The sequence below is a fragment of the Escherichia sp. WS338 genome, assembly GCF_046486405.1.
Taxonomy (GTDB): domain Bacteria; phylum Pseudomonadota; class Gammaproteobacteria; order Enterobacterales; family Enterobacteriaceae; genus Escherichia; species Escherichia coli.
The window spans coordinates 41,622-65,962 of the sequence record NZ_JBJQLL010000019.1 but is presented as its reverse complement, the minus strand read 5'-3'; the positions used below and the strand labels follow the sequence as shown (position 1 = coordinate 65,962).

Genomic DNA, 24,341 nt, shown 5'->3' with positions numbered 1-24,341 from the left:
TGATAAGACGCGTAAAGCGTCGCATCAGGCACGATGAACAAGATGCCGGATTATGCATCCGGCAATTCATTTAAAAACGGTGACCCGCTTCCAGCGGAACCGCTTCTTCACCAGCCTTAAACACATAAGTGGTGTTCGGGCCACCCAGCGTTGCGTGACCTTTACTCACTGTGATCCAGTTACCTTCCGGTAGACCAATAATTGTGAGTTCTGGCGCGACGACCAGCAGTTCGCGAATACGCTGTTCACGGGTTTCACCTTTATGGCCTTCCGGCAGCGCGTTGGTGAAGTGCGGGTTGATTTGCAACGGGAACAGATTCAGCGCATCGAAACCTTGTGGATCGACAATCGGCATATCGTTGGTGGTACGAATGGTTGGGCAAGCAAGGTTAGCGCCTGCGCTCCAGCCAATATACAGCGCGCCACGTTTAACCACGTCAGTAATTGGTGCCAGCAGCCCGCGCTCGCGGCACTGTTTCAGCAACTGGAAAGTATTACCGCCGCCGACAATCACAATTTCCGCATTTTCAATCGCGGCAACGGGATCGACAACGCTATGAATACCGGTGACAGAAACACCCAGCGGAGCGAGAACCGCAGCCGTTTTCGCTGTGTAATCATCCCAGGTCTGCGTTACGCCAGCGAAAGGGATAAACACCGCTGAGCGGCGACCCTGCAACTGTTCAGCAATTAGCGGCAGTGCATGTTCCAGCCAGGCTTTACCCGGCAGCGTCGAGTTACTCAATAAAAGCAGTTCCATTACTTCTCCGGTTAGTAAGAAATCTCGGGAGGCATGCTACCACTGCGAATTTAACCACTTACTGACATGGCTCACGATGTCACGTATTGCACCGGGCGCTGAGACTGATGACAAACACAGCATTGCCTGATGGGCTACGCTTACCTGGCCTACCAGATAACTGCAATATATTGAATTTTCGAGATTATGTATGCCGAATAAGGCTTCATTCCGCATCCGGCATAAACAATGTGTACTTTGCCACCAATTTGAGCGCCCCTTAAGGCGCTGATGTTTTTTTATCCTTCTCGTGCACATTGGGCCGCTTCAGCAATCAGCCGCACATCCGGTCGCGAAGTTGCCGCGGCGACCAGCCAGCGACATGCAGAGTTAAGTAGCGCGATTAATCATGGGAAATTGCTTCTGCATGGGCGAGCAGATATTGCTCCGCCTCACCGGACCAGATCCCCTGATGACGCGCCAGAATCGCCGCCAGTGCTTGATCCTGAATCTGCGTGAGTGACATAAGCGGCAGGTATTTCCCGGTATACACCAGCTTTTTGCCGCCGCCGACGGCAGGCAATTCAAGCGTGGTTTCGCCCGCGGCATTCAGCCCAAGAATATGTGTTACCACTTTTGCGGCCTGCACTTTTTTCTCTTCGATCAGTTTGACCGCCGCGCGCATGTCGTCGGTATTGCCGCCTGACGTGCCCACGTAGTGGGTAAATGCATAATGCACATCGTAGAAATTAATTGGCGCGCTGAAGTGCTTATCCTGCGGTCCGGCGAAGAAATTCAGACAACCATCTGTCGCCAGCAAGGAAGAGGCGAGAGTCACCAGTCCTTCATTAGGCACAAAGACGAAAATATCATCGAAGCCGTGACCGCCACTCAGTGCCATTAACGTATCAAATGCTGCATCGGCGGCATTGAGATAATGAATCAGTGTTTGCGGTTCTGATGGATAGTGCTTGCGTGCATAACTCAATTTGTCGTTGTCGGTATCGGTAATGACGAGCAGCGACGGGTTAACCGGTCCATGCAACGCATAATCAATCGCCAGCAGCCCCATCGGGCCGGTGCCGCCGAGGATCAGCGTGCGCCCTTGCGGGCGAATCCCCATCGTGTGGTTATAACTACCTTCCTGAAGATGATAGTTGGCGTTGAACGCGCCAATCACGCAGGAAAGCGGTTCAACCAGCGAGCCTTCAAAATAGGTTTCGCCGTCGTATGCCAGCAGGCAATCTTGTTCCATGACCTCGTTGGGAATAACCACATGCGTGGCTTCGCCGCCCACCCACGGGAAGGAGTAGCCGGGGCAGTCCGGGCGGTCGGGGAGTTGCAGGTTGGCCTGAATCACATAACGCTGACCCGGCTGGAATTTGTGCTGCCACTTTTTACCCACGGCCAGAATATCGCCGCAAAACTCGTGGCCGATGATGATTGGGTTGGTCGCCACATCGTCGGGTACTTTTTTATGGTTTTCACCCAGGTTGGCCTCTTTCCAGGAAGAGAGGCACAGGCTGTCAGTGACCACCGTCGCGAGGATTTCATCCTCCTGCATTTCAGGAAGATCAAAGGTTTCCAGGCGTAAATCACGTTTACCATAAAGACGCAGAGCTGTTGTTTTCATAAACCACCTCATGTTGAGCGATGGCCCCGGCAGTCGTGCCGGGGCGAAGAATCAGGACAGGAAGCCCAGCGCATTGCCGATAATCCCTAAGCCAAACAGGGCGAAAATCAGCCATACCGGGTTAATTTTTTTGTTGAGCAGACGAACCATCAGTAGCGTCAGACCGAGCGCCAGCAAACCAGGGCAAAGTTGGTCGAGAATGTTCTGCACGGTCATGGTGACGGTGGAGCCATCGGCGGCATGCGTTTGTGAAACCACCAACGGTACGTTGATTGACGTCCATTTGGTCACCAGCACGCCCATCACAAACAGTCCGAGAATCGACGCGCCTTCGGTGAGTTTTTGCAGCACATTCCCGCCCATATCGCTGACGATATTCACCCCTTTGCGAAAGCCGAGCTGTAGGCCATACCACTTCATCGCCAGACGCACCGCGTTGAAAATAAAGAAGAACAGCAGCGGGCCGAGAATGTTGCCCGAAAGTGCCAGAGATGCGCCGAGCGCGGCGGTAATCGGGCGCAGCGTTCCCCAGACCAGTGGATCGCCAACCCCTGCCAACGGTCCCATCAGGCCGACTTTGATGCCGTTAATGGTACCGTCATCAATTTCCGCGCCGTTGGCTCGCGCCTCTTCCATGGCGGCAGTGACGCCGATGACCGGGCCACATACGGCTGGCGTGGTATTGAAGAACACCAGGTGTCGCCTGAGCGCCGCAACCTGATCCTCTTTTAATGGGTAAAGTCGTTTGATGGCGGGGATCATGTCGTAGCAAAAACCCAGCCCGTGAATACGTTCAAAGTTAAAGGACGCCTGTTGCAGGTTGGAGCGCAGAAACATGCTCACCAGATCGCTGCGTGTAATTTTTCTCTGTTCCATGATGGCTCCGTTAATCATCAAGTTGGTCAAGGGCGGTGATAGTGGTGGTCTGGGGATGTGGTTCAGCTTTACGCCACTGTGGATTTAACTGGATGTAGAGCAGGGCCATGATCACGCCGACGCCACCGAACGCCAGCAGACTGAGATCGAGGTAGCCACCTGCGAGGAAACCGAGGAAAAAGAAAGGCATCAAATATTTCACGCCCATCATGCGAAGCACCATGGCGTAACCGACCACCACGATAAAACCGCCAGCAATCTGCAGTCCACGGGTCACAAATTCGGGAATGGCGCTCAGCATATTGCTCACCATATCAGCGCTGACGAACAGCGAGACAATTAGTGCCGGAATAGCAACGCGCAGCGCCTGCACGCCAAGCGCGGAGACATGCAGAATATCGAGAGTGCGAAACCGCGCCTCTTCCGCTGCTTTATCCGCCGCGTGCTGGAACACTACGGTGATGGTACGGGCAAACACCGTCAGCACCTGGCCTGCCGCAGCCACAGGCAACGCGATGGCGATTCCGGTGGCGATGCTTTGCTGACCAACGATAACCAGAATGGCGGAGATTATGCTGGCGAGTGCAGAATCCGGAGATTGCGCCGCGCCGACGTTCATCCAGCCGAGAGCTATCAATTCCAGCGTACCACCGAGCATAATTCCGGTTTTTAAATCACCGAGAATTAAACCAATCACCGTACAGGCAATTAACGGACGATGAGTCTGAAATTCATCCAGCACGCTGCCCATTCCGGCAATACAGGAAAAAAGAAATATAGCAATGATTTGTAGGGTACTTATTTCCATGATTTGTCACCTTTTAAGTGTCGTCATCCCTGCCTGTTAAAGCATATGTACACAGGCGCTATTATTTAATTTGCGATTAACTGTTCGTTTATTTTGTCGATAATATTGATTGAGGGATCTGACGCTACGACGCGTAAATCCAGTATGACGCCAAGATTATTTAACTCATGAAATGCGTTAATATCATCATCATCTAATGAAACCGCTTTGGTTAACTGTTTTTTACCGGGCCGCCAGGCCATGCCGCCAATATTCAGGGTGTCTATTTTTACCCCCTGGCGAACCATCGCTAAGGCATCCTGTGGGCGAGTGAAAAGATAAAAAACGGTTTCGTCCTGATATTGCGGGTTGTGATAAACCGCGACGGCTTTTTCAATATTGACCACGTTAACCTTCATTCCCGGTGGCGCAGCCTGACGCAATAATGTCCGGCGCACTTCATCGTTATAAACTTCGTCATTGCAGATAATAATGTGCTGGGCATTAGCCACTTTCGACCAGACGGTAGTGACCTGGCCGTGGATCAGACGGTCATCAATGCGGGCGAGCGTAATGTTCATCAGAAATCCTCCTCTGCCGTTGCCAGTTGTTTCCAGACAACGCAGGTTTGCTTTGCGATTTGCGTCAGGTGTTCACACAGTTCATCAACATTCATGCTGTGCTGGTTATCAACCAGTTCGAGCGCCAGCGGCAGAGAAAGGCCGCTGATTACCCGCAGACGAGGATTGCGCATCGCAAGCATCGCTGCCGCATTCCACGGGCTGCCGCACTGTAAATCCACGGCAATCAGCCACTCATCTTGATTGTGAATGCTTACTAACTTTTCCAGCTTTGCTACGATGTCTCCGGCGTTTTCACCGGGCACAAATTCAACGGCTTCAACATTGGCGTTGCCGTAAACCATCTGAACCGATTCCAGCATGGCGCAAGCTAATTTGCCGTGGGCACAAAAAATGGCGTTGACCATAAAGCCTCCTTAGCCGCGCGTTTTGCCGCCCGCAATGTTAGTGGTTACTCCGGTGATATAGCTGGCGCGTTGAGACAGCAGATAACAAACAAAATCAGCGACTTCTGCTAATCTTCCGGCGCGCCCAATAGGAATGGCGTTTTTGGTATAGCCTTCACGCAGCTGCTCGACGGTGATATTGCGCGTCCACGCCAGCGCCTCTTCATATTCCGGCGTGCGTAGCCCGGTTTTTTCCAGAATCCCGGGCGCGATACCGACCACACGGATGCCGTGTTTACCCAGCTCTTTCGACCAGGAGCGCGTGAAGCTATTGAGCGCGGCTTTGGTAGCGGCGTAACAGCTTTGGCCTTCTGAGCCTTCCAGTCCACTTTCTGAGGAAACATTCACAATCACGCCATCATGTTGTTTGACCATCTGTCGCGCCACCGCCTGCGACATCAGAAAAACGCCTTTCTGGTTGATATTGACCATTTTTTCGAATGCAGCTTCGTTGAGTTCATACTGCCCGGCAGGCGCTTTCTCATCGACCAGCAGACGCGGGAAATTGACCCCGGCGTTATTGACCAGACCGTCGATGCGACCAAAACGCTGGATAATTTCCGCTACCGTATGATTTACCTCTTTGGCGCTGGAAATATCGGTCGGCCAAAACTGATAGCCTTTATGACCTTCATATTGTCCATCGCCACCGTGAATATCGACCATCTGTACATTCGCGCCTTGTGCTAATAATTCCTCTACAATCGCCAGACCAATACCGCATGCGCCGCCGGTGACGATAATGATTTTATCCTGCAAATTTAACCACGTTTGCATAACAGACTCCTGATTTTAGATAATAGGGACCCGCCGTAATTTTTATTACGATAAACATCGGGAAGATTTTTATTTCAGTAATAGTTCAGCTGTGCTGCTATTCGTTACCAGACAATTAATATATTTTCCACGCAGTGTACCAATAATTCCGCTGTATTTTTCTTCACTCATGGCAATGCCAATGGAATACCGCGCCTGCTTTAATTTATTCATTTCGATAGAGAGTGTTTTTTCGCTCATATTCGTTTCAACCATTGCGCCGTGAATATCAAAAAAGCGCGAGCAAATATCGCCAGCAACCTGGCGGGCATTCAGGTCGTCACTCTCTTCACCACCATAAAACGCATGCCAGTTAGCGCCGTCGCGAATGGCCGGTGAGCCAATTCCCACCAGGGCGACATCCAGATTATCCCAGTAGGCAGAGATGGTTTTAAAGTGCTGAGACTGCATGATCCCATTACGAATTAATGGGTTATCCAGCAGAGCCGGAAAATCCGCGAGATGCGATTCCCCTTTCAGCTTCGCTGCCGCGCTGTAGGTTAATGTGTTTACGTGATAGCGGCTTTCGAGTTTACCGGACGGTCCGCCAATAATTGGTACGCAAATTAACTGCCGCGATTGCCCCGCCTGCGGCAAGTTTTCAACCAGTGCGCTCACCGCGCGGCCCCAGGAAAAACCGACAATATCGCCAGGTTCCAGCAAGCGATCCAGCAGTTGCGCGCCGTGTAACCCCATCATCGCCAGTTGAGTATCTTCATCCTCATCATTTCCTGACACCACCACAACGTCTTTCAGGCTAAACTTTTGCTTCACTTGCTGCTCCAGCCAGAGATTTTCGTTGTAGTCATAGTTGATGGCGATGGTGACAATTCCCTGATCGCGGCCTCGTTTAAGCAAGCGGCTGATGGTGGTGCGGTAAATACCCAGTTCGCGCGCAATTTGCGCCTGCGTCATATCCTGTTCGTAATAGAGTTGGGCAATCTTCACAATCAAACGGATATCGTCACTGTTTTCCATTGCCGCCTCCTGGTTCTGCACATTTGTGCAAATACGCTTTCTCACCGCTTGATCTGATATAACCCCATCATGATGGCCTTTCAAAGCGATTTTTCACTCTTTGCATGGGGGGAAATAGCGCTTTCTCTTGCACATTTGTTTCTCTGCGTAGTAGTCATCAGCACAGGTGTGCAGCGATGCGTAATTTGTTGATTATTCTTATTTTGCCAGGCAAATTTGCATCGTACTTCCGGAGACACTTTTGTGATAAAAGGCGTGGCAGATCACATTTAATTTCGACGTTGCCGCATAACCCTGTTTTTCCCCGCTAAGAGGTACGGTATATTCCGCGTTTTACAGGAGAATTTATGCTGCCCGACTCATCAGTCCGTTTAAATAAATACATCAGCGAAAGCGGAATTTGCTCACGCCGCGAAGCGGATCGCTATATCGAGCAAGGCAATGTGTTCCTTAATGGCAAGCGAGCCACCATTGGCGATCAGGTGAAACCCGGCGACGTTGTGAAAGTAAACGGTCAGTTGATTGAGCCTCGGGAAGCCGAAGATTTGGTACTTATCGCCCTGAACAAGCCCGTCGGTATTGTCAGCACCACCGAAGATGGCGAGCGCGATAACATTGTCGATTTCGTTAACCACAGCAAACGCGTGTTCCCGATTGGCCGCCTGGATAAAGATTCCCAGGGGCTGATTTTCCTCACCAATCACGGCGATCTGGTGAATAAGATCCTCCGTGCGGGTAACGATCATGAGAAAGAGTATCTGGTGACGGTCGATAAACCGATTACCGATGAATTTATTCGTGGTATGGGGGCGGGGGTGCCGATCCTCGGGACGGTGACGAAAAAGTGCAAAGTCAAAAAAGAAGCGCCGTTTGTCTTCCGCATTACCCTGGTGCAGGGGCTGAACCGTCAGATCCGGCGCATGTGCGAGCACTTTGGTTACGAAGTGAAAAAGCTGGAACGTACGCGCATTATGAACGTCAGCTTAAGCGGCATTCCGCTGGGTGAGTGGCGCGATTTAACTGACGATGAGTTAATCGACCTCTTTAAGCTCATCGAAAATTCCTCTTCCGAGGCAAAACCTAAAACGAAGGCCAAACCGAAAACGGCGGGCATCAAACGTCCAGTCGTTAAGATGGAAAAAACGGCGGAAAAAGGCGGTCGCCCGGCGTCCAACGGTAAGCGTTTTACCTCGCCGGGGCGTAAAAAGAAGGGGCGTTAATCAGCGCCTGCCGCGCGTCGACGTATTTGCTGACCAGCTAAATGACGCTTCAGGATCCGGTTTATAAGCCTGCTTTTTCTTCAATTGGCGGGCTTTTTTTGCTGCTGCTTCACGCTCAACCATCAGCTTATCGATGTACTCTTTTTTAATGCTGTTGGTTTCCGAATTAGTCAACACGCGACCATGCGCAATCCGCGCCCGATCCAGCAGTGTTTTTAGTTCACGCTGCTCGCGTTCAGTCATCTCTTTTTGGGTAATACGGGGGAGTGCCATGATTGTGCCCTCAGTGAGCCAGAGAGTTCAGTGTACGGGAATTCGTTTGCGAGCAGAACTGATAATATTCATTTTGCCTTCTCTTAACTATTTATCTCTTTCTCTAATTAGTTAGAGATGCAGATAAAAAAATTAAAGGCAATTATTCTCCGATAAAGACGTTGGTTAACAGAGTACAGGCTCGTTTATTGATGAGCATAATGACAAGAAAAACAATACGGCCCGAAATAATGTCTTCCGGGCCATACTGTGTTTACTCAAACAAATTAAAATGCAGTTTTTGCACCACCTGCTCGGCATCTTCGCCGGGCACCAGGAAGCACAGGTTATGGCTGGATGCGCCGTAACAAATCATGCGAATGTTGAACGGTTCCAGTACGCCGAATACCTCTTTGCCAACGCCGCAGGCTTTTGACAGGTCATTGCCAATCAACGCGACCAGCGCCAGACCTTCCTCCACTTCTACCCGGCATAGTGCAGACAGCTCCATCAGCAGAGATTGCGTCAGCAAGGTATCGTCAGTGGAGGTTGAACCGGTGGTATCAAGGGTTAATGCCACGCTCACTTCTGACGTGGTGATTAAGTCTACCGAAATATTATGCCGCGCGAGTATGCCGAAAACTTCCGCGAGGAAACCGCGAGAATGCAGCATATTCAGGCTGTGCAAAGTGAGCAGAGTCTGATTGCGACGAAGCGCCAGCGCGCGGAATAGCGGCGGATTTTCAGTTTTATTGCACACCAGCGTACCACCTGCGCGTGGGTCTTTGCTGGAGCCGACAAAGACCGGGATATCGCTACGTACTGCGGGTAGCAACGTTGCCGGATGCAGTACTTTTGCACCAAAAGTTGCCATCTCTGCCGCTTCGGCAAACGCGATTTCATCAATGCGTTTTGCTGCGGAAACCACGCGTGGATCGGTGGTGTAGATGCCCGGGACGTCGGTCCAGATATCAACACGAGATGCGTGTAAAGCCTCCGCCAGCAAGGCTGCCGTATAATCGCTGCCTCCACGGCCAAGCGTCGTTGTACGACCTTTATTTTCGCTACCGATAAATCCCTGGGTGATCACTAAGCCTTCATTGAGGCGTGGGAGCAACTGCAGCGCGGCCAGTTCCGCCAGCGCGGCTACATCTGGCTCTGCACGACCAAATCGGTCGTTGGTACGCATCACTTTACGTACATCAAACCACTGTGCCTGAACATCGCGTTCGCGCAGGATCTCGACAAACAGCAGGGTCGACATCAGCTCGCCGTGGCTGACCAGTTCATCTGTCAGCGCGGGAGACGTTGCCAGCGCCGCCGCTTCTGCCAGAACAGTAATGTTCTCCAGCAGACGTTCAATCTCTTCACGGATAACGTTCGGGTAACGCAGACGTTCCAGAATGGCAAACTGGATGTTGCGAATAGCGTCGAGTTTTTCGAATCGCTCGCCAGGTTCCAGTCCTTCAGCTAAAGCGACCAGCAGATTAGTGATACCAGCAGAAGCCGAGAGGACAACTAAACGCACGTTGGCATCAGAAAGCACAATATCAGCGCTGCGGTTCATGGCGTCAAAATCAGCTACGCTGGTACCGCCAAATTTGGAGACAACAATTTCAGACATAACTACCTCGTGTCAGGGGATCCATTTTCAGCCTTGGCACAAGGGAAGAGCGGAAGACGGGTGGGCGCAGAGCGATACTTCGCTACTATTTTCACCCAGAAGTGCTCCACCACTTGCGAAACGCCCGACTGCGAACGCTTCTGGTGACAACCCAGGGGATTCAGCCCCTGTAGCCGATGATGAACGTGGCCAGCCGTTCAATCACCTCGGCGATGCACCCCCTCAGGTGTTATCACAGGACTGGCTCCTCCAACACCGTTACTTGGGCAACGCGCCTCTTCTGGCCTGCGCTAGCGCAGGTAGTACATTTATAAATAAAGGGTGAGCGGGGCCGTTGTCAACGATGGGGTCATGCGGATTTTTCATCCACTCCTGGCGGTCAGTAGTTCAGCTAATAAATGCTTCGCTGCGCTAAGGGTTTACACTCAACATTACGCTAACGGCACTAAAACCATCACATTTTTCTGTGACTGGCGCTACAATCTTCCAAAGTCACAATTCTCAAAATCAGAAGAGTATTGCTAATGAAAAACATCAATCCAACGCAGACCGCTGCCTGGCAGGCACTACAGAAACACTTCGATGAAATGAAAGACGTTACGATCGCCGATCTTTTTGCTAAAGACGGCGATCGTTTTTCTAAGTTCTCCGCAACCTTCGACGATCAGATGCTGGTGGATTACTCCAAAAACCGCATCACTGAAGAGACGCTGGCGAAATTACAAGATCTGGCGAAAGAGTGCGATCTGGCGGGCGCGATTAAGTCGATGTTCTCTGGTGAGAAGATCAACCGCACCGAAAACCGCGCTGTACTGCACGTAGCGCTGCGTAACCGTAGCAATACCCCGATTCTGGTTGATGGCAAAGATGTTATGCCGGAAGTCAACGCGGTGCTGGAGAAGATGAAAACCTTCTCGGAAGCGATTATCTCCGGTGAGTGGAAAGGCTATACCGGCAAAGCAATCACTGACGTAGTGAACATCGGGATCGGCGGTTCTGACCTCGGCCCGTACATGGTGACTGAAGCACTGCGTCCATACAAAAACCACCTGAACATGCACTTTGTTTCTAACGTCGATGGGACTCACATCGCGGAAGTGCTGAAAAAAGTAAACCCGGAAACCACGCTGTTCCTGGTAGCATCTAAAACCTTCACCACTCAGGAAACCATGACCAACGCCCATAGTGCGCGTGACTGGTTCCTGAAAGCGGCTGGTGATGAAAAACACGTTGCGAAACACTTTGCGGCGCTTTCCACCAATGCCAAAGCCGTTGGCGAGTTTGGTATTGATACTGCCAACATGTTCGAGTTCTGGGACTGGGTTGGCGGCCGTTACTCTTTGTGGTCAGCAATTGGCCTGTCGATTGTTCTCTCCATCGGCTTTGATAATTTTGTTGAACTGCTTTCTGGCGCACACGCGATGGACAAGCATTTCTCCACCACGCCTGCCGAGAAAAACCTGCCTGTCTTGCTGGCGCTGATCGGCATCTGGTACAACAATTTCTTTGGTGCGGAAACTGAAGCGATTCTGCCGTATGACCAGTATATGCACCGTTTCGCGGCGTACTTCCAGCAGGGCAATATGGAGTCCAACGGAAAGTATGTTGACCGTAACGGTAACGTTGTGGATTACCAGACTGGCCCGATTATCTGGGGTGAACCAGGTACTAACGGTCAGCACGCGTTCTACCAGCTGATCCACCAGGGAACCAAAATGGTACCGTGCGATTTCATCGCTCCGGCTATCACCCATAACCCGCTCTCTGATCATCACCAGAAACTGCTGTCTAACTTCTTTGCTCAGACCGAAGCGCTGGCGTTTGGTAAATCCCGCGAAGTGGTTGAGCAGGAATATCGTGATCAGGGTAAAGATCCGGCAACGCTTGACTACGTGGTGCCGTTCAAAGTGTTCGAAGGTAACCGCCCGACCAACTCCATCCTGCTGCGTGAAATCACTCCGTTCAGCCTGGGTGCGTTGATTGCGCTGTATGAGCACAAAATCTTTACTCAGGGCGTGATCCTGAACATCTTCACCTTCGACCAGTGGGGCGTGGAGCTGGGTAAACAACTGGCGAACCGTATTCTGCCAGAGCTGAAAGATGACAAAGAAATCAGCAGCCACGATAGCTCGACCAATGGTCTGATTAACCGCTATAAAGCGTGGCGCGGTTAATCATTGTCGATATGTAGGCCGGATAAGGCGTTCACGCCGCATCCGGCAACCGATGCCTGATGCGACGCGGTCGCGTCTTATCAGGCCTACAGGTCGATGCCGATATGTACATCGTATTCGGCAATTAATACATAGTACGATTGATTAAATAGCCTTAAAAACAATGCCGACGTTATGTCGGCATTTTTTATCAGATAAATCCCCTTGTCTGTGATTTAACGGAAATCATACCGTGAGGTTAATCCTAAAATAGATTTTTAATCGTGATTGATTTCGGAAAATACGCAGATTAATTACTTTTATTTTTATTTTAAGCTTATGATTTTTAGTGCTATTTATATATAAGCTGAAGCTTATATTTGATATTCATTCCAATTATCCTAAAACCCCATCACTAATTCCCCGCGCCGTAATTCGCATGCTTTAGTTGTGTATACTCGATCCCGCCCGAAATGTTTTTGGGTAAATCTCCATTCATTCAATGAAGGGAAATTGTTATGAAAAAAGTTCTGTATGGCATTTTTGCCATATCTGCGCTTGCGGCGACTTCTGTGTGGGCTGCACCTGTACAGGTGGGCGAAGCGGCAGGGTCGGCAGCAACGTCGGTTTCGGCGGGGAGTTCCTCCGCGACCAGCGTCAGCACCGTAAGCTCGGCGGTGGGTGTCGCGCTCGCGGCAAGCGGTGGCGGTGATGGTTCTAATACCGGGACCACAACAACCACGACCACCAGTACCCAGTAATAAAGTATGTATCCCCAAAATAATTCGAGTTGCAGGAAGGCGACAAGCGAGTGAGTCCCCGGGAGCATAGATAACTATGTGACCGGGGTGAACGAGTGCGGTCACCGCATCTGCAGCTTGAAGTATGAAGGGGATTAACCATAACCACACTCCGGTGTGGTTATTCTGCCCCTCTGGAGAAGAGTCGTGAAGCGACCTGCACTCATTCTTATCTGCCTGCTATTACAGGCCTGTTCAGCCACGACTAAAGAGCTGGGCAATTCACTGTGGGACAGTCTGTTCGGCACGCCAGGCGTACAGCTGACGGACGATGATATTCAAAATATGCCCTACGCCAGCCAGTACATGCAGCTTAATGGCGGGCCGCAGTTATTTGTGGTGCTGGCCTTCGCTGAAGACGGACAACAAAAATGGGTCACTCAGGATCAGGCCACTCTCGTCACACAACATGGTCGTCTGGTGAAGACTTTGCTTGGCGGCGACAACCTGATTGAAGTGAATAACCTTGCCGCCGACCCGCTGATTAAACCCGCACAAATTGTTGATGGTGCAACATGGACGCGCACGATGGGCTGGACCGAGTACCAGCAGGTACGCTACGCCACCGCACGCTCAGTCTTCAAATGGGATGGCACCGATACCGTCAAGGTCGGCAGCGATGAAACCCCGGTTCGCGTGCTGGACGAAGAAGTCTCCACCGACCAGGCGCGCTGGCATAACCGCTACTGGATCGACAGCGAAGGGCAAATTCGCCAGTCGCAACAGTATCTCGGCGCGGATTATTTCCCGGTGAAAACCACTCTCATCAAGGCGGCAAAACAATGATTAAACAAACTATTGTCGCATTGATTTTGAGTGTGGGGGCGTCATCAGTCTTCGCGGCGGGAACCGTCAAGGTATTCAGCAATGGCAGCAGTGAGGCCAAAACGCTGACGGGTGCAGAGCATTTAATCGATCTGGTAGGCCAACCACGGCTGGCAAACAGTTGGTGGCCCGGTGCGGTGATTAGCGAAGAGCTGGCAACGGCGGCAGCATTGCGTCAGCAGCAGGCGTTGCTGACACGGCTGGCAGAACTGGCTGCAGATTCCAGCGCCGACGATGCCGCCGCGATTAACGCCTTACGCCAGCAAATTCAGGCGTTGAAAGTGACGGGCAGGCAAAAAATCAATCTTGATCCTGATATCGTCCGCGTTGCCGAACGCGGTAACCCGCCGTTGCAGGGCAACTACACGCTGTGGGTCGGACCACCGCCGTCCACGGTCACGTTATTCGGGCTTATCAGCCGTCCTGGCAAGCAGCCATTCATTCCAGGTCGCGACGTGGCGAGCTATCTCTCCGGGCAGAACCTGCTTAGCGGTGCGGATCGCAGCTACGCGTGGGTGGTTTACCCGGACGGACGCACGCAAAAAGCGCCGGTGGCTTACTGGAACAAGCGTCACGTAGAGCCGATGCCCGGCAGCATTATTTATGTTGGCCTCGCGGACTCCGTCTGGAGTGAGACGCCTGATGCCCTTAACGCCGACATTCTTCAGACTCTGACGCAGCGGATACCTCAATAATGAAAAAAAGACATCTGCTTAGCTTACTGGCGCTGGGCATTAGCACAGCTTGCTACGGCGAAACATATCCTGCGCCCATTGGTCCGTCGCAGTCGGATTTCGGTGGCGTAGGATTATTACAAACGCCCACCGCGCGTATGGCACGGGAAGGGGAGTTGAGTCTGAACTATCGCGATAACGATCAGTACCGTTATTACTCAGCTTCAGTGCAACTCTTCCCGTGGCTGGAAACAACGCTGCGCTACACCGACGTGCGCACCCGGCAGTACAGCAGCGTCGAAGCGTTCTCTGGCGATCAAACGTATAAAGATAAAGCCTTCGATCTCAAACTGCGTTTGTGGGAAGAGAGTTACTGGCTGCCGCAAGTGGCGGTTGGTGCGCGGGATATCGGCGGTACGGGGCTGTTCGATGCGGAATATCTTGTCGCCAGCAAAGCCTGGGGGCCATTCGATTTTACGCTCGGCCTGGGCTGGGGATATCTGGGCACCAGCGGTAATGTGAAAAATCCGCTCTGTTCGGCCAGTGACAAATATTGCTATCGCGATAACAGCTACAAACAAGCGGGATCTATCGACGGCAGCCAGATGTTCCACGGTCCGGCCTCACTGTTTGGCGGCGTGGAATACCAGACGCCCTGGCAACCGCTGCGCCTGAAACTGGAGTATGAAGGCAATAATTATCAGCAGGATTTTGCCGGTAAGCTGGAGCAAAAAAGTAAGTTTAACGTCGGGGCGATTTATCGCGTTACCGATTGGGCCGACGTTAACCTTAGCTATGAACGTGGCAACACTTTTATGTTTGGCGTCACGCTGCGCACCAACTTTAACGATCTGCGCCCGTCCTACAACGATAACGCCCGCCCGCAATATCAACCGCAACCACAGGATGCCATTTTGCAGCATTCGGTGGTGGCGAATCAGTTAACGCTGTTGAAATACAACGCCGGACTGGCCGATCCGCAGATCCAGACGAAAGGCGATACGCTGTATGTCACCGGCGAGCAGGTGAAATATCGTGATTCGCGTGAAGGGATCATCCGTGCTAATCGGATCGTGATGAACGATCTGCCGGATGGGATCAAAACGATCCGCATTACGGAAAATCGCCTTAACATGCCGCAGGTGACGACGGAAACCGATGTCGCCAGCCTGAAAAATCATCTCGCCGGAGAGCCGTTGGGCCACGAAACGAAGCTGGCGCAAAAACGCGTCGAGCCAGTGGTTCCGCAGTCCACCGAGCAGGGCTGGTATATCGACAAATCACGCTTTGATTTCCATATCGATCCGGTGCTGAACCAGTCGGTCGGTGGCCCGGAAAACTTTTACATGTATCAGCTGGGCGTGATGGGAACGGCGGATTTGTGGCTGACGGACCATCTGCTGACCACCGGCAGCCTGTTTGCTAACCTTGCCAACAACTACGACAAGTTTAACTACACCAATCCGCCGCAGGACTCGCACTTACCGCGCGTTCGTACCCATGTGCGCGAGTATGTGCAGAACGATGTCTATGTGAATAACCTGCAAGCCAACTACTTCCAGCATCTGGGCAACGGCTTCTACGGTCAGGTCTACGGAGGTTATCTCGAAACCATGTTTGGCGGTGCGGGGGCAGAAGTGTTGTATCGCCCGCTGGACAGCAACTGGGCGTTTGGTGTGGATGCCAACTACGTTAAACAGCGCGACTGGCGTAGTGCAAAAGATATGATGAAATTCACCGACTACAGCGTGAAAACCGGACATCTGACCGCCTACTGGACGCCATCTTTCGCTCAGGATGTGTTAGTGAAAGCGAGCGTCGGGCAGTATCTGGCAGGGGATAAAGGCGGCACGCTGGAGATCGCCAAACGCTTTGATAGCGGCGTGGTGGTGGGTGGCTATGCCACGATCACTAATGTTTCAAAAGAGGAGTACGGCGAAGGGGACTTCACCAAAGGCGTGTATGTCTCTGTACCGCTGGATCTCTTCTCGTCTGGCCCGACACGCAGCCGTGCGGCAATTGGCTGGACGCCGCTGACGCGTGACGGTGGTCAGCAACTTGGGCGTAAGTTCCAGTTGTATGACATGACCAGCGACCGTAGCGTCAATTTCCGCTAAGTCATGAAAAAGGTGCCAGTTTTCGCACTCACTGGCACCCTCATTCTTAATGGCCTGTCGAGCCATCAGGAACGCAGTTCACCCCCGGTTTGCGATCTGGTGTGTAAAGGCGAAAACATTCTGTCTTCCTGTCCGTCGATATCGGTTGCAGGTCTGGTTGCCTGAGCGACTGGGCCATCATTGGGCTGGAGACATTGCTTTGCGGTAGGTCGGCTTTATCAGCAGTACCGAGCGGACCAGCATAAGCAGGAAGAACAGAGACTGATAACATCAAAGCAGCAAAATAAGGCTTCATTTTTACCACCTTTATCAGGTTACGTTTCATTTGTTCCAGAGGAACATTGTCGATTTTTCGCGCATTGCTGGTGGCTGGGAATCACCTGAATGGGTGATTTTTTGGACAGTGTGTTTTGCCAGATACGATGTTGATGGGAGATGCCCACTTAATCCAGGTTGAACAAAACATACACAAAAAATATAGATCCCCGTCACATTTTTGCGTTATACAGGAAGCTCGCCACTGTGAAGGAGGTACTGCTATGACGTCACTCTCTCGTCCGCGCGTGGAGTTTATCTCCACCATTTTGCAGACCGTACTCAATCTTGGCCTGCTGTGCCTCGGCCTGATTTTGGTTGTCTTCCTCGGCAAAGAAACGGTGCATCTGGCTGATGTGCTGTTCGCGCCAGAACAAACCAGCAAATATGAGCTGGTAGAAGGGCTGGTGGTTTACTTTCTCTATTTCGAATTTATCGCGTTGATTGTGAAGTACTTTCAGTCCGGTTTTCACTTCCCGCTACGTTACTTTGTCTATATTGGGATCACCGCCATTGTGCGCTTGATCATCGTCGATCATAAATCGCCACTGGATGTGTTGATCTACTCGGCTGCGATCCTGTTACTGGTGATCACCCTGTGGTTATGTAATTCGAAACGGCTGAAGCGGGAGTAAAAAAAGGCGCTCCGTGGAGCGCCGAATAACAGTCACAAGTTGGGATAACGTAAGTTGAGGGTGCAGCGGCATAACATTGGCAGAACAACATCTTTAACCTTTCACACCACCTGCCGTCAGGCCGTTGACCAGCCAGCGTTGAGCCAGCAAGAAGACGATGGTGATCGGTAATGCAGACATCACGGCAGCAGCGGCAAAGTCACCCCACAGGTAGTTTTGCGGGTTGAGGTATTGCTGCATCCCCACGGCCAGGGTGTAGCTGTTTACGTCACGCAGTAACAGCGATGCGACCGGAACTTCAGTAATGGCAGCGATAAACGACAGGATGAACACCACCGCCAGAATCGGTACTGACAGCGGCAACAGGACAAGGCGGAAGGCCTGCCACGGTGTCGCACCATCCAGCGCAGCCGCTTCTTCCAGCGAACTATCGATGGTTTCGAAATAGCCTTTGATGGTCCAGACATGCAGCGCAATCCCACCCAGATACGCGAAAATTACGCCGCCGTGAGTATTCAGGCCAATGAATGGAATGTACTCACCCAGACGATCAAACAACGCATACAACGCGACCAGTGAAAGTACTGCCGGGAACATCTGGAAAATCAGCATTCCTTTCAGCAGCGTCGCTTTGCCTGGAAAGCGCATACGGGCGAAAGCGTAGGCGCAGGTGGTGGAGAGCGCCACAATGCCAATCGCGGAAATCCCGGCGACCTTTACCGAGTTCCACAGCCATAGCAGTACCGGAAACGGCGGCGGTGTAACGCGACCATCAGCCTGTTCCACGCTAAAACCTAATGCCAGTTTCCAGTGATCCCAGGAGATTTGCTCCGGGATCAGGCTGCCGGTCGCAAAGTTCCCCTGGCGCAGTGAGATAGCGACGACCATCAGTAGCGGGAACATAATCGCCGCGATAAAAAGTAGCAGTAGCAGGTGAGTAATAAACAAACGTGTTTTTTGCGATTTCGGTTGGACCATTGCCATTTTTGTTATCTCCCTTAATCAAACTTCATTCGCGTGGCTTTCAGGTTCACTATCGCCAGCGCACCCACCAGCAGGAAGATCAGCGTGGCAATTGCTGCCGCCAGACCGAAGTCCTGACCCCCGCCGCCTTCAAAAGCGATACGGTAGGTGTAGTTAACAAGCAGGTCGGTATAACCGGCTGGCGTGGTCGTGCCAAGACGATCCGGGCCGCCGTTGGTTAACAGTTGAATCAGCACGAAGTTGTTAAAGTTAAAGGCGAAGCTGGCGATCATCAGCGGCGTCAGCGGTTTAATCAGCAGCGGCAGCGTAATCTTAAAGAAGTTCTGGAATGGACCTGCGCCATCCATTGCTGAGGCTTCATACAAATCGTCCGGAATCGCCTTCAGCAAGCCCATGCAGAGGATCATCATGTACGGATAACCCAGCCAGGTGTTGACGATAATCAGCATCGTGCGGGCGGTGGTCGGATCGCTGAACCAGGCGGGCTTCACGCCAAACAGCGCGCTCAACATCATGTTGATTTCACCAAAACTCTGGTTAAACAACCCTTTGAAAATCAAGATTGAAATGAATGATGGCACCGCGTAGGGCAGAATAAGCAGGACGCGATAGACCGCTTTGCCGCGCAACGCTTCCCACTGCACCAGACACGCCAGAACCATGCCGACCGCCACCGTTAAAAAGACAGTGATCAGCGAGAACACCACGGTCCAGACGAAAATGGCGAGGAACGGTTTCTGAATGCCTTCGTCGGTAAAGACGCGGGTAAAGTTTTTCCAGCCGGTGGTCACGGTGTAACCGGGGCTTAGCTTTTCATCCCCCCAGTTGCCATCGGCGGTAATGGACTGGTAAAAGCCAATTTGGTTATTCGGACGATATTTCACGCCGCTCTGATTATTCGTCAACGTGCCGTCACCGTCGAGTGTGTAGAGCGGTTGCGTGCCAGAAAACTGGCGCAGGGAGCTCATCATCACTTTGTTGCCATCCGGCAGAATGGCGGTAATGTCACTCAGTGCCTGACGATTCTGGGTAATTACGCGCAGATTCGCGCGTTCGCCTTCGGGCTGGGCGGTCGTTTCTTTCAGTTGCAGTTTTTGCTCGCCGCCAAATTTAAAAGCGTCGGAGAGGTAATTTTTGCCGGTTTCGCCGTCGCTGAGCGCCAGTTGCCACTCATCGCCCGCCGGATAAAGACCAAAATTATAGATTTTGCCTGCTTGCCAGGAGCGATCTAGCAACACTTCCTGCGCACGTTCAAAAGTCAGCTGGTTAGTGCTGCTGTAGTTGGTGAAGGCAATGGCGATGGTGCAGACCAGAGGGAAGAGGACGAATAATCCCATTCCAGCCATTCCCGGGTAAACATAGCGCCAGGCGTAGGCTTTACGATTGGCGAAAATATACAGCCCCGCTGAGCTCAATATCAGCGTGGTAATGGCGAACAGGTATTCCCCTTGTGCGTACATTAAAACAACAAGGTAACCCACCAGCAGGCCGAGCAGACCTAACACTGACCATTTCAGCGCGTCGCTTTGCCACCAATGTTTCTTTTTAATGACATCCATGGGGTTCTTCCTCATTCCAGGACGGATAAGGCTTTCATACCTTATCCGACAACAACTGCCTGATGCGACGCTGACGCGTCTTATCAGGCCTACATACGTTTCAATTTCGTAGGCCGGATAAGGCGTTTACGCCGCATCCGGCATTTCACAGCATTACTTGGTGATACGAGTCTGTGCATCTTTCAGCGCAGCATCCACAGTCTGACGACCGCTGGCGGCGTTGATCACCGCAGTACGCACGGCATACCAGAAAGCGGACATCTGCGGGATGTTCGGCATAATTTCACCTTTCTGAGCGTTATCCATGGTGGCGGCAATACGTGGATCTTTCGCAAGTTCATCCTGATAGGACTTCAGCGCTACTGCACCCAGCGGTTTGTCTTTATTGACCGCTTCCAGACCTTCGTCAGTCAGCAGATAGTTTTCGAGGAACTCTTTCGCCAGCTCTTTGTTCGGACTGGCGGCGTTAATACCTGCGCTCAGCACGCCAACGAACGGTTTAGATGGTTGACCTTTGAAGGTCGGCAGTACCGTTACACCATAATTCACTTTACTGGTGTCGATGTTGGACCATGCCCACGGGCCGTTGATAGTCATCGCTGTTTCGCCTTTATTAAAGGCAGCTTCTGCGATGGAGTAATCGGTGTCTGCATTCATGTGTTTGTTTTTAATCAGATCAACCAGGAAGGTCAGACCCGCTTTCGCGCCAGCGTTATCCACGCCTACGTCTTTAATGTCGTACTTGCCGTTTTCATACTTGAACGCATAACCCCCGTCAGCCGCAATTAGCGGCCAGGTGAAGTATGGTTCTTGCAGGTTGAACATCAGCGCGCTCTTACCTTTCGCTTTCAGTTCTTTATCCAGCGCCGGGATCTCTTCCCAGGTTTTTGGCGGGTTCGGTAGCAGATCTTTGTTATAAATCAGTGATAACGCTTCGACAGCGATCGGGTAAGCAATCAGCTTGCCGTTGTAACGTACGGCATCCCAGGTAAACGGATACAGCTTGTCCTGGAACGCTTTGTCCGGGGTGATTTCAGCCAACAGGCCAGATTGAGCGTAGCCGCCAAAGCGGTCGTGCGCCCAGAAGATAATGTCAGGGCCATCGCCAGTTGCCGCAACCTGAGGGAATTTCTCTTCCAGTTTATCCGGATGCTCAACGGTGACTTTAATTCCGGTATCTTTCTCGAATTTCTTACCGACTTCAGCGAGACCGTTATAGCCTTTATCGCCGTTAATCCAGATTACCAGTTTACCTTCTTCGATTTTGGCGAGAGCCGAGGCGGAAAACATCATCGTCGTTAATGCGGATAATGCGAGGATGCGTGCACCTGTTTTTATTTTCATAATCTATGGTCCTTGTTGGTGAAGTGCTCGTGAAAACACCTAAACGGACTCTAGTTTCTTTATACGGCAACCTCTTTCCATCCTCCTTGCCCCTACGCCCCATCGTTGCTTTGTGTGATCTCTGTTACAGAATTGGCGGTAATGTGGAGATGCGCACATAAAATCGCCATGATTTTTGCAAGCAACATCACGAAATTCCTTACATGACCTCGGTTTAGTTCACAGAAGCTGCGTTCTCATCCTCCCGCCTCCTCCCCCATAAAAAAGCCAGGGGGTGGAGGATTTAAGCCATCTCCTGATGACGCATAGTCAGCCCATCATGAATGTTGCTGTCGATGACAGGTTGTTACAAAGGGAGAAGGGCATGGCGAGCGTACAGCTGCAAAATGTAACGAAAGCCTGGGGCGAGGTCGTGGTATCGAAAGATATCAATCTCGATATCCATGAAGGTGAATTCGTGGTGTTTGTCGGACCGTCTGGCTGCGGTAAATCGACTTTACTGCGCATGATTGCCGGGCTTGAGACGATCACCAGCGGCGACCTGTTCATCGGTGAGAAACGGATGAATGACACTCCGCCTGCAGAACGCGGCGTTGGTATGGTGTTTCAGTCTTACGCGCTCTATCCCCACCTGTCAGTAGCAGAAAACATGTCATTTGGCCTGAAACTGGCTGGCGCGAAAAAAGAAGTGATTAACCAGCGAGTTAACCAGGTTGCGGAAGTGCTGCAACTGGCGCATTTGCTGGATCGCAAACCGAAAGCGCTCTCCGGTGGTCAGCGTCAGCGTGTGGCGATTGGCCGTACGCTGGTGGCCGAGCCAAGCGTATTTTTGCTCGATGAACCGCTCTCCAACCTCGATGCTGCACTGCGTGTGCAAATGCGTATCGAAATCTCCCGTCTGCATAAACGCCTGGGCCGCACAATGATTTACGTCACCCACGATCAGGTCGAAGCGATGACGCTGGCCGACAAAATCGTGGTGCTGGACGCTGGTCGCGTGGCGCAGGTTGGGAAACCGCTGGAGCTGTATCACTATCCGGCAGACCGTTTTGTCGCCGGATTTATCGGTTCTCCAAAGATGAACTTCCTGCCAGTAAAAGTGACCGCCACCGCAATCGATCAAGTGCAGGTGGAGCTGCCGATGCCGAATCGTCAGCAAGTCTGGCTACCGGTCGAAAGCCGTGATGTCCAGGTTGGAGCCAATATGTCACTGGGTATTCGCCCGGAACATCTACTGCCGAGTGATATCGCTGACGTCATCCTTGAGGGTGAAGTTCAGGTCGTCGAGCAACTCGGCAACGAAACGCAAATCCATATCCAGATCCCTTCCATTCGTCAAAACCTGGTGTACCGCCAGAACGACGTGGTGTTGGTAGAAGAAGGTGCCACATTCGCTATCGGCCTGCCGCCAGAGCGTTGCCATCTGTTCCGTGAGGATGGCACTGCATGTCGTCGACTGCATAAGGAGCCGGGCGTTTAAGCACCCCACAAAACACACAAAGCCTGTCACAGGTGATGTGAAAAAAGAAAAGCAATGACTCAGGAGATAGAATGATGATTACTCTGCGCAAACTTCCTCTGGCGGTTGCCGTCGCAGCGGGCGTAATGTCTGCTCAGGCAATGGCTGTTGATTTCCACGGCTATGCACGTTCCGGTATTGGCTGGACAGGTAGCGGCGGCGAACAACAGTGTTTCCAGACTACCGGTGCTCAAAGTAAATACCGTCTTGGCAACGAATGTGAAACTTATGCTGAATTAAAATTGGGTCAGGAAGTGTGGAAAGAGGGCGATAAGAGCTTCTATTTCGACACTAACGTGGCCTATTCCGTCGCGCAACAGAATGACTGGGAAGCTACCGATCCGGCCTTCCGTGAAGCAAACGTGCAGGGTAAAAACCTGATCGAATGGCTACCAGGCTCCACCATCTGGGCAGGTAAGCGCTTCTACCAACGTCATGACGTTCATATGATCGACTTCTACTACTGGGATATTTCTGGTCCTGGTGCCGGTCTGGAAAACATCGATGTTGGCTTCGGTAAACTCTCTCTGGCAGCAACCCGCTCCTCTGAAGCGGGTGGTTCTTCCTCTTTCGCCAGCAACAATATTTATGACTATACCAACGAAACCGCGAACGACGTTTTCGATGTGCGTTTAGCGCAGATGGAAATCAACCCGGGCGGCACATTAGAACTGGGTGTCGACTACGGTCGTGCCAACCTGCGTGATAACTATCGTCTGGTTGATGGCGCATCGAAAGACGGCTGGTTATTCACTGCTGAACATACTCAGAGTGTCCTGAAGGGCTTTAACAAGTTTGTTGTTCAGTACGCTACTGACTCGATGACCTCGCAGGGTAAAGGTCTGTCGCAGGGTTCTGGCGTCGCGTTTGATAACGAAAAATTTGCCTACAATATCAACAACAACGGTCACATGCTGCGTATCCTCGACCACGGTGCGATCTCCATGGGCGACAACTGGGACATGATGTACGTGGGTATGTACCAGGATATCAACTGGGATAACGACAACGGCACCAAGTGGTGGACCGTCGGTATTCGCCCGATGTACAAGTGGACGCCAATCATGAGCACCGTGATGGAAATCGGCTACGACAACGTCGAATCCCAGCGCACCGGCGACAAGAACAATCAGTACAAAATTACCCTTGCACAACAATGGCAGGCTGGCGACAGCATCTGGTCACGCCCGGCTATTCGTGTCTTCGCAACCTACGCCAAGTGGGATGAGAAATGGGGTTATGACTACACCGGTAGCTCTTCAACCAACCCATACTACGGCAAGGCTGTGTCGGCTGATTTCAACGGCGGTAGCTTCGGTCGTGGCGACAGCGACGAGTGGACCTTCGGTGCCCAGATGGAAATCTGGTGGTAATAGCAAAACCTGGGCCGGATAAGGTGCTTGCGCCGCATCCGGCATAAAAACAGCTTTAAGGGGCGAAAGCCCCTCTGATTATCGGGTTTAG

General features: G+C 51.9%; 23 protein-coding genes and 1 riboswitch. Of the genes, 9 read left to right on the top strand and 14 right to left on the bottom strand.

Going from position 1 to position 24,341, the window contains the following annotated elements:
* Positions 1-70: 70 nt before the first annotated feature.
* The 8 genes from pepE to ACJHWT_RS17000 form a co-directional block, all read right to left on the bottom strand.
* Positions 71-760 carry a dipeptidase PepE gene (pepE, locus tag ACJHWT_RS17035; protein ID WP_000421763.1) on the bottom strand — a complete coding sequence of 230 codons (690 nt, stop codon included), beginning with the start codon at positions 758-760 and terminating at the stop codon, positions 71-73.
* A 382-nt stretch (positions 761-1,142) separates the two neighbouring features.
* Complete coding sequence (gene sorE, locus ACJHWT_RS17030) at positions 1,143-2,372, bottom strand: L-sorbose 1-phosphate reductase (RefSeq protein ID WP_000858556.1); 1,230 nt, start codon at positions 2,370-2,372, stop codon at positions 1,143-1,145.
* A gap of 51 nt (positions 2,373-2,423) precedes the next feature.
* Positions 2,424-3,248, bottom strand: coding sequence for a PTS system mannose/fructose/sorbose family transporter subunit IID (locus tag ACJHWT_RS17025; protein ID WP_000437902.1), 825 nt, complete (start codon positions 3,246-3,248; stop codon positions 2,424-2,426).
* Between the two features lie 10 nt (positions 3,249-3,258).
* Positions 3,259-4,056 (bottom strand): PTS mannose/fructose/sorbose transporter subunit IIC, encoded by a 798-nt coding sequence (locus ACJHWT_RS17020; RefSeq protein ID WP_000406332.1) that lies wholly within the window; start codon positions 4,054-4,056, stop codon positions 3,259-3,261.
* Between the two features lie 65 nt (positions 4,057-4,121).
* Entirely contained in the window at positions 4,122-4,616 is a 495-nt protein-coding gene (locus ACJHWT_RS17015) for a PTS system mannose/fructose/N-acetylgalactosamine-transporter subunit IIB (RefSeq protein ID WP_001027840.1), read from the bottom strand.
* On the bottom strand, positions 4,616-5,023 hold the full coding sequence (locus ACJHWT_RS17010) for a mannose/fructose/sorbose PTS transporter subunit IIA (protein WP_000245647.1): 408 nt from the start codon (positions 5,021-5,023) through the stop codon (positions 4,616-4,618). The genes ACJHWT_RS17015 and ACJHWT_RS17010 overlap by 1 nt, the downstream gene beginning before the upstream one ends.
* A gap of 9 nt (positions 5,024-5,032) precedes the next feature.
* The gene (locus ACJHWT_RS17005) at positions 5,033-5,839 is read right to left on the bottom strand and encodes an SDR family oxidoreductase (RefSeq protein WP_001195405.1); all 807 of its coding nucleotides are present in this window, start codon (positions 5,837-5,839) and stop codon (positions 5,033-5,035) included.
* A 69-nt stretch (positions 5,840-5,908) separates the two neighbouring features.
* On the bottom strand, positions 5,909-6,856 hold the full coding sequence (locus ACJHWT_RS17000; protein ID WP_001318174.1) for a sugar-binding transcriptional regulator: 948 nt from the start codon (positions 6,854-6,856) through the stop codon (positions 5,909-5,911).
* Between the two features lie 347 nt (positions 6,857-7,203).
* On the opposite strand from ACJHWT_RS17000, the gene rluF reads away from it, so the two are divergent.
* Complete coding sequence (gene rluF, locus ACJHWT_RS16995) at positions 7,204-8,076, top strand: 23S rRNA pseudouridine(2604) synthase RluF (protein WP_000936367.1); 873 nt, start codon at positions 7,204-7,206, stop codon at positions 8,074-8,076.
* Here the strand turns inward: rluF and ACJHWT_RS16990 are convergent, their stop codons facing one another.
* Entirely contained in the window at positions 8,077-8,349 is a 273-nt protein-coding gene (locus tag ACJHWT_RS16990) for a DUF3811 domain-containing protein (RefSeq protein ID WP_001207635.1), read from the bottom strand. It lies immediately after the preceding gene.
* Between the two features lie 253 nt (positions 8,350-8,602).
* Positions 8,603-9,952 (bottom strand): lysine-sensitive aspartokinase 3, encoded by a 1,350-nt coding sequence (gene lysC, locus ACJHWT_RS16985; RefSeq protein WP_001290320.1) that lies wholly within the window; start codon positions 9,950-9,952, stop codon positions 8,603-8,605.
* 91 nt (positions 9,953-10,043) lie between these two features.
* Positions 10,044-10,240: riboswitch (Lysine riboswitch) on the bottom strand.
* A 236-nt stretch (positions 10,241-10,476) separates the two neighbouring features.
* Between lysC and pgi the strand changes: the two genes are divergently transcribed.
* The 5 genes from pgi to ACJHWT_RS16960 all read left to right on the top strand — a co-directional run bounded on the left by pgi (position 10,477) and on the right by ACJHWT_RS16960 (position 16,521).
* Positions 10,477-12,126 carry a glucose-6-phosphate isomerase gene (pgi, locus tag ACJHWT_RS16980; RefSeq protein WP_000789986.1) on the top strand — a complete coding sequence of 550 codons (1,650 nt, stop codon included), beginning with the start codon at positions 10,477-10,479 and terminating at the stop codon, positions 12,124-12,126.
* A 497-nt stretch (positions 12,127-12,623) separates the two neighbouring features.
* Positions 12,624-12,866, top strand: coding sequence for an exopolysaccharide production protein YjbE (yjbE, locus tag ACJHWT_RS16975; RefSeq protein WP_000757337.1), 243 nt, complete (start codon positions 12,624-12,626; stop codon positions 12,864-12,866).
* Positions 12,867-13,052: 186 nt separating this feature from the next.
* A complete protein-coding gene (locus ACJHWT_RS16970) occupies positions 13,053-13,691 on the top strand; it encodes a YjbF family lipoprotein (RefSeq protein ID WP_001318175.1) in 639 nt (212 codons plus the stop codon).
* The gene (locus ACJHWT_RS16965) at positions 13,688-14,425 is read left to right on the top strand and encodes a capsule biosynthesis GfcC family protein (protein WP_000595522.1); all 738 of its coding nucleotides are present in this window, start codon (positions 13,688-13,690) and stop codon (positions 14,423-14,425) included. Before ACJHWT_RS16970 ends, ACJHWT_RS16965 begins: the two co-directional genes overlap by 4 nt.
* Positions 14,425-16,521 (top strand): YjbH domain-containing protein, encoded by a 2,097-nt coding sequence (locus tag ACJHWT_RS16960; RefSeq protein WP_000745783.1) that lies wholly within the window; start codon positions 14,425-14,427, stop codon positions 16,519-16,521. Before ACJHWT_RS16965 ends, ACJHWT_RS16960 begins: the two co-directional genes overlap by 1 nt.
* 46 nt (positions 16,522-16,567) lie before the next feature.
* On the opposite strand, the gene ACJHWT_RS16955 is transcribed toward ACJHWT_RS16960, so the two are convergent.
* Complete coding sequence (locus ACJHWT_RS16955; RefSeq protein ID WP_001295279.1) at positions 16,568-16,846, bottom strand: periplasmic protein; 279 nt, start codon at positions 16,844-16,846, stop codon at positions 16,568-16,570.
* Between the two features lie 214 nt (positions 16,847-17,060).
* Between ACJHWT_RS16955 and psiE the strand changes: the two genes are divergently transcribed.
* Positions 17,061-17,471, top strand: coding sequence for a phosphate-starvation-inducible protein PsiE (gene psiE, locus ACJHWT_RS16950; protein WP_000202902.1), 411 nt, complete (start codon positions 17,061-17,063; stop codon positions 17,469-17,471).
* Positions 17,472-17,564: 93 nt separating this feature from the next.
* Here psiE and malG read toward each other — a convergent pair whose 3' ends face one another.
* The 3 genes from malG to malE all read right to left on the bottom strand — a co-directional run bounded on the left by malG (position 17,565) and on the right by malE (position 21,358).
* Complete coding sequence (gene malG / locus ACJHWT_RS16945; RefSeq protein WP_001252090.1) at positions 17,565-18,455, bottom strand: maltose ABC transporter permease MalG; 891 nt, start codon at positions 18,453-18,455, stop codon at positions 17,565-17,567.
* 14 nt (positions 18,456-18,469) lie between these two features.
* Positions 18,470-20,014, bottom strand: a complete 1,545-nt coding sequence (malF, locus tag ACJHWT_RS16940; protein ID WP_001318176.1) for a maltose ABC transporter permease MalF — start codon at positions 20,012-20,014, stop codon at positions 18,470-18,472.
* A 153-nt stretch (positions 20,015-20,167) separates the two neighbouring features.
* Positions 20,168-21,358 (bottom strand): maltose/maltodextrin ABC transporter substrate-binding protein MalE, encoded by a 1,191-nt coding sequence (malE, locus tag ACJHWT_RS16935; RefSeq protein ID WP_000695389.1) that lies wholly within the window; start codon positions 21,356-21,358, stop codon positions 20,168-20,170.
* Positions 21,359-21,722: 364 nt separating this feature from the next.
* Here malE and malK point away from each other — a divergent pair, with 364 nt between their 5' ends.
* The gene (gene malK, locus ACJHWT_RS16930) at positions 21,723-22,838 is read left to right on the top strand and encodes a maltose/maltodextrin ABC transporter ATP-binding protein MalK (RefSeq protein ID WP_000179165.1); all 1,116 of its coding nucleotides are present in this window, start codon (positions 21,723-21,725) and stop codon (positions 22,836-22,838) included.
* Positions 22,839-22,909: 71 nt separating this feature from the next.
* Positions 22,910-24,250: a maltoporin LamB gene (gene lamB / locus ACJHWT_RS16925; RefSeq protein WP_000973666.1), complete on the top strand. Its 1,341-nt coding sequence runs from the start codon at positions 22,910-22,912 to the stop codon at positions 24,248-24,250.
* Positions 24,251-24,341: the final 91 nt, after the last annotated feature.

Excerpts from the sequence above, each read along its gene's own strand:
- pepE (WP_000421763.1), bottom strand. The coding sequence starts at position 760 with ATGGAACTGCTTTTATTGAGTAACTCGACGCTGCCGGGTAAAGCCTGG.
- sorE (WP_000858556.1), bottom strand. The coding sequence starts at position 2,372 with ATGAAAACAACAGCTCTGCGTCTTTATGGTAAACGTGATTTACGCCTG.
- ACJHWT_RS17025 (WP_000437902.1), bottom strand. The coding sequence starts at position 3,248 with ATGGAACAGAGAAAAATTACACGCAGCGATCTGGTGAGCATGTTTCTG.
- ACJHWT_RS17020 (WP_000406332.1), bottom strand. The coding sequence starts at position 4,056 with ATGGAAATAAGTACCCTACAAATCATTGCTATATTTCTTTTTTCCTGT.
- ACJHWT_RS17015 (WP_001027840.1), bottom strand. The coding sequence starts at position 4,616 with ATGAACATTACGCTCGCCCGCATTGATGACCGTCTGATCCACGGCCAG.
- ACJHWT_RS17010 (WP_000245647.1), bottom strand. The coding sequence starts at position 5,023 with ATGGTCAACGCCATTTTTTGTGCCCACGGCAAATTAGCTTGCGCCATG.
- ACJHWT_RS17005 (WP_001195405.1), bottom strand. The coding sequence starts at position 5,839 with ATGCAAACGTGGTTAAATTTGCAGGATAAAATCATTATCGTCACCGGC.
- ACJHWT_RS17000 (WP_001318174.1), bottom strand. The coding sequence starts at position 6,856 with ATGGAAAACAGTGACGATATCCGTTTGATTGTGAAGATTGCCCAACTC.
- rluF (WP_000936367.1), top strand. The coding sequence starts at position 7,204 with ATGCTGCCCGACTCATCAGTCCGTTTAAATAAATACATCAGCGAAAGC.
- ACJHWT_RS16990 (WP_001207635.1), bottom strand. The coding sequence starts at position 8,349 with ATGGCACTCCCCCGTATTACCCAAAAAGAGATGACTGAACGCGAGCAG.
- lysC (WP_001290320.1), bottom strand. The coding sequence starts at position 9,952 with ATGTCTGAAATTGTTGTCTCCAAATTTGGCGGTACCAGCGTAGCTGAT.
- pgi (WP_000789986.1), top strand. The coding sequence starts at position 10,477 with ATGAAAAACATCAATCCAACGCAGACCGCTGCCTGGCAGGCACTACAG.
- yjbE (WP_000757337.1), top strand. The coding sequence starts at position 12,624 with ATGAAAAAAGTTCTGTATGGCATTTTTGCCATATCTGCGCTTGCGGCG.
- ACJHWT_RS16965 (WP_000595522.1), top strand. The coding sequence starts at position 13,688 with ATGATTAAACAAACTATTGTCGCATTGATTTTGAGTGTGGGGGCGTCA.
- ACJHWT_RS16960 (WP_000745783.1), top strand. The coding sequence starts at position 14,425 with ATGAAAAAAAGACATCTGCTTAGCTTACTGGCGCTGGGCATTAGCACA.
- ACJHWT_RS16955 (WP_001295279.1), bottom strand. The coding sequence starts at position 16,846 with ATGAAACGTAACCTGATAAAGGTGGTAAAAATGAAGCCTTATTTTGCT.
- psiE (WP_000202902.1), top strand. The coding sequence starts at position 17,061 with ATGACGTCACTCTCTCGTCCGCGCGTGGAGTTTATCTCCACCATTTTG.
- malG (WP_001252090.1), bottom strand. The coding sequence starts at position 18,455 with ATGGCAATGGTCCAACCGAAATCGCAAAAAACACGTTTGTTTATTACT.
- malF (WP_001318176.1), bottom strand. The coding sequence starts at position 20,014 with ATGGATGTCATTAAAAAGAAACATTGGTGGCAAAGCGACGCGCTGAAA.
- malE (WP_000695389.1), bottom strand. The coding sequence starts at position 21,358 with ATGAAAATAAAAACAGGTGCACGCATCCTCGCATTATCCGCATTAACG.
- malK (WP_000179165.1), top strand. The coding sequence starts at position 21,723 with ATGGCGAGCGTACAGCTGCAAAATGTAACGAAAGCCTGGGGCGAGGTC.
- lamB (WP_000973666.1), top strand. The coding sequence starts at position 22,910 with ATGATGATTACTCTGCGCAAACTTCCTCTGGCGGTTGCCGTCGCAGCG.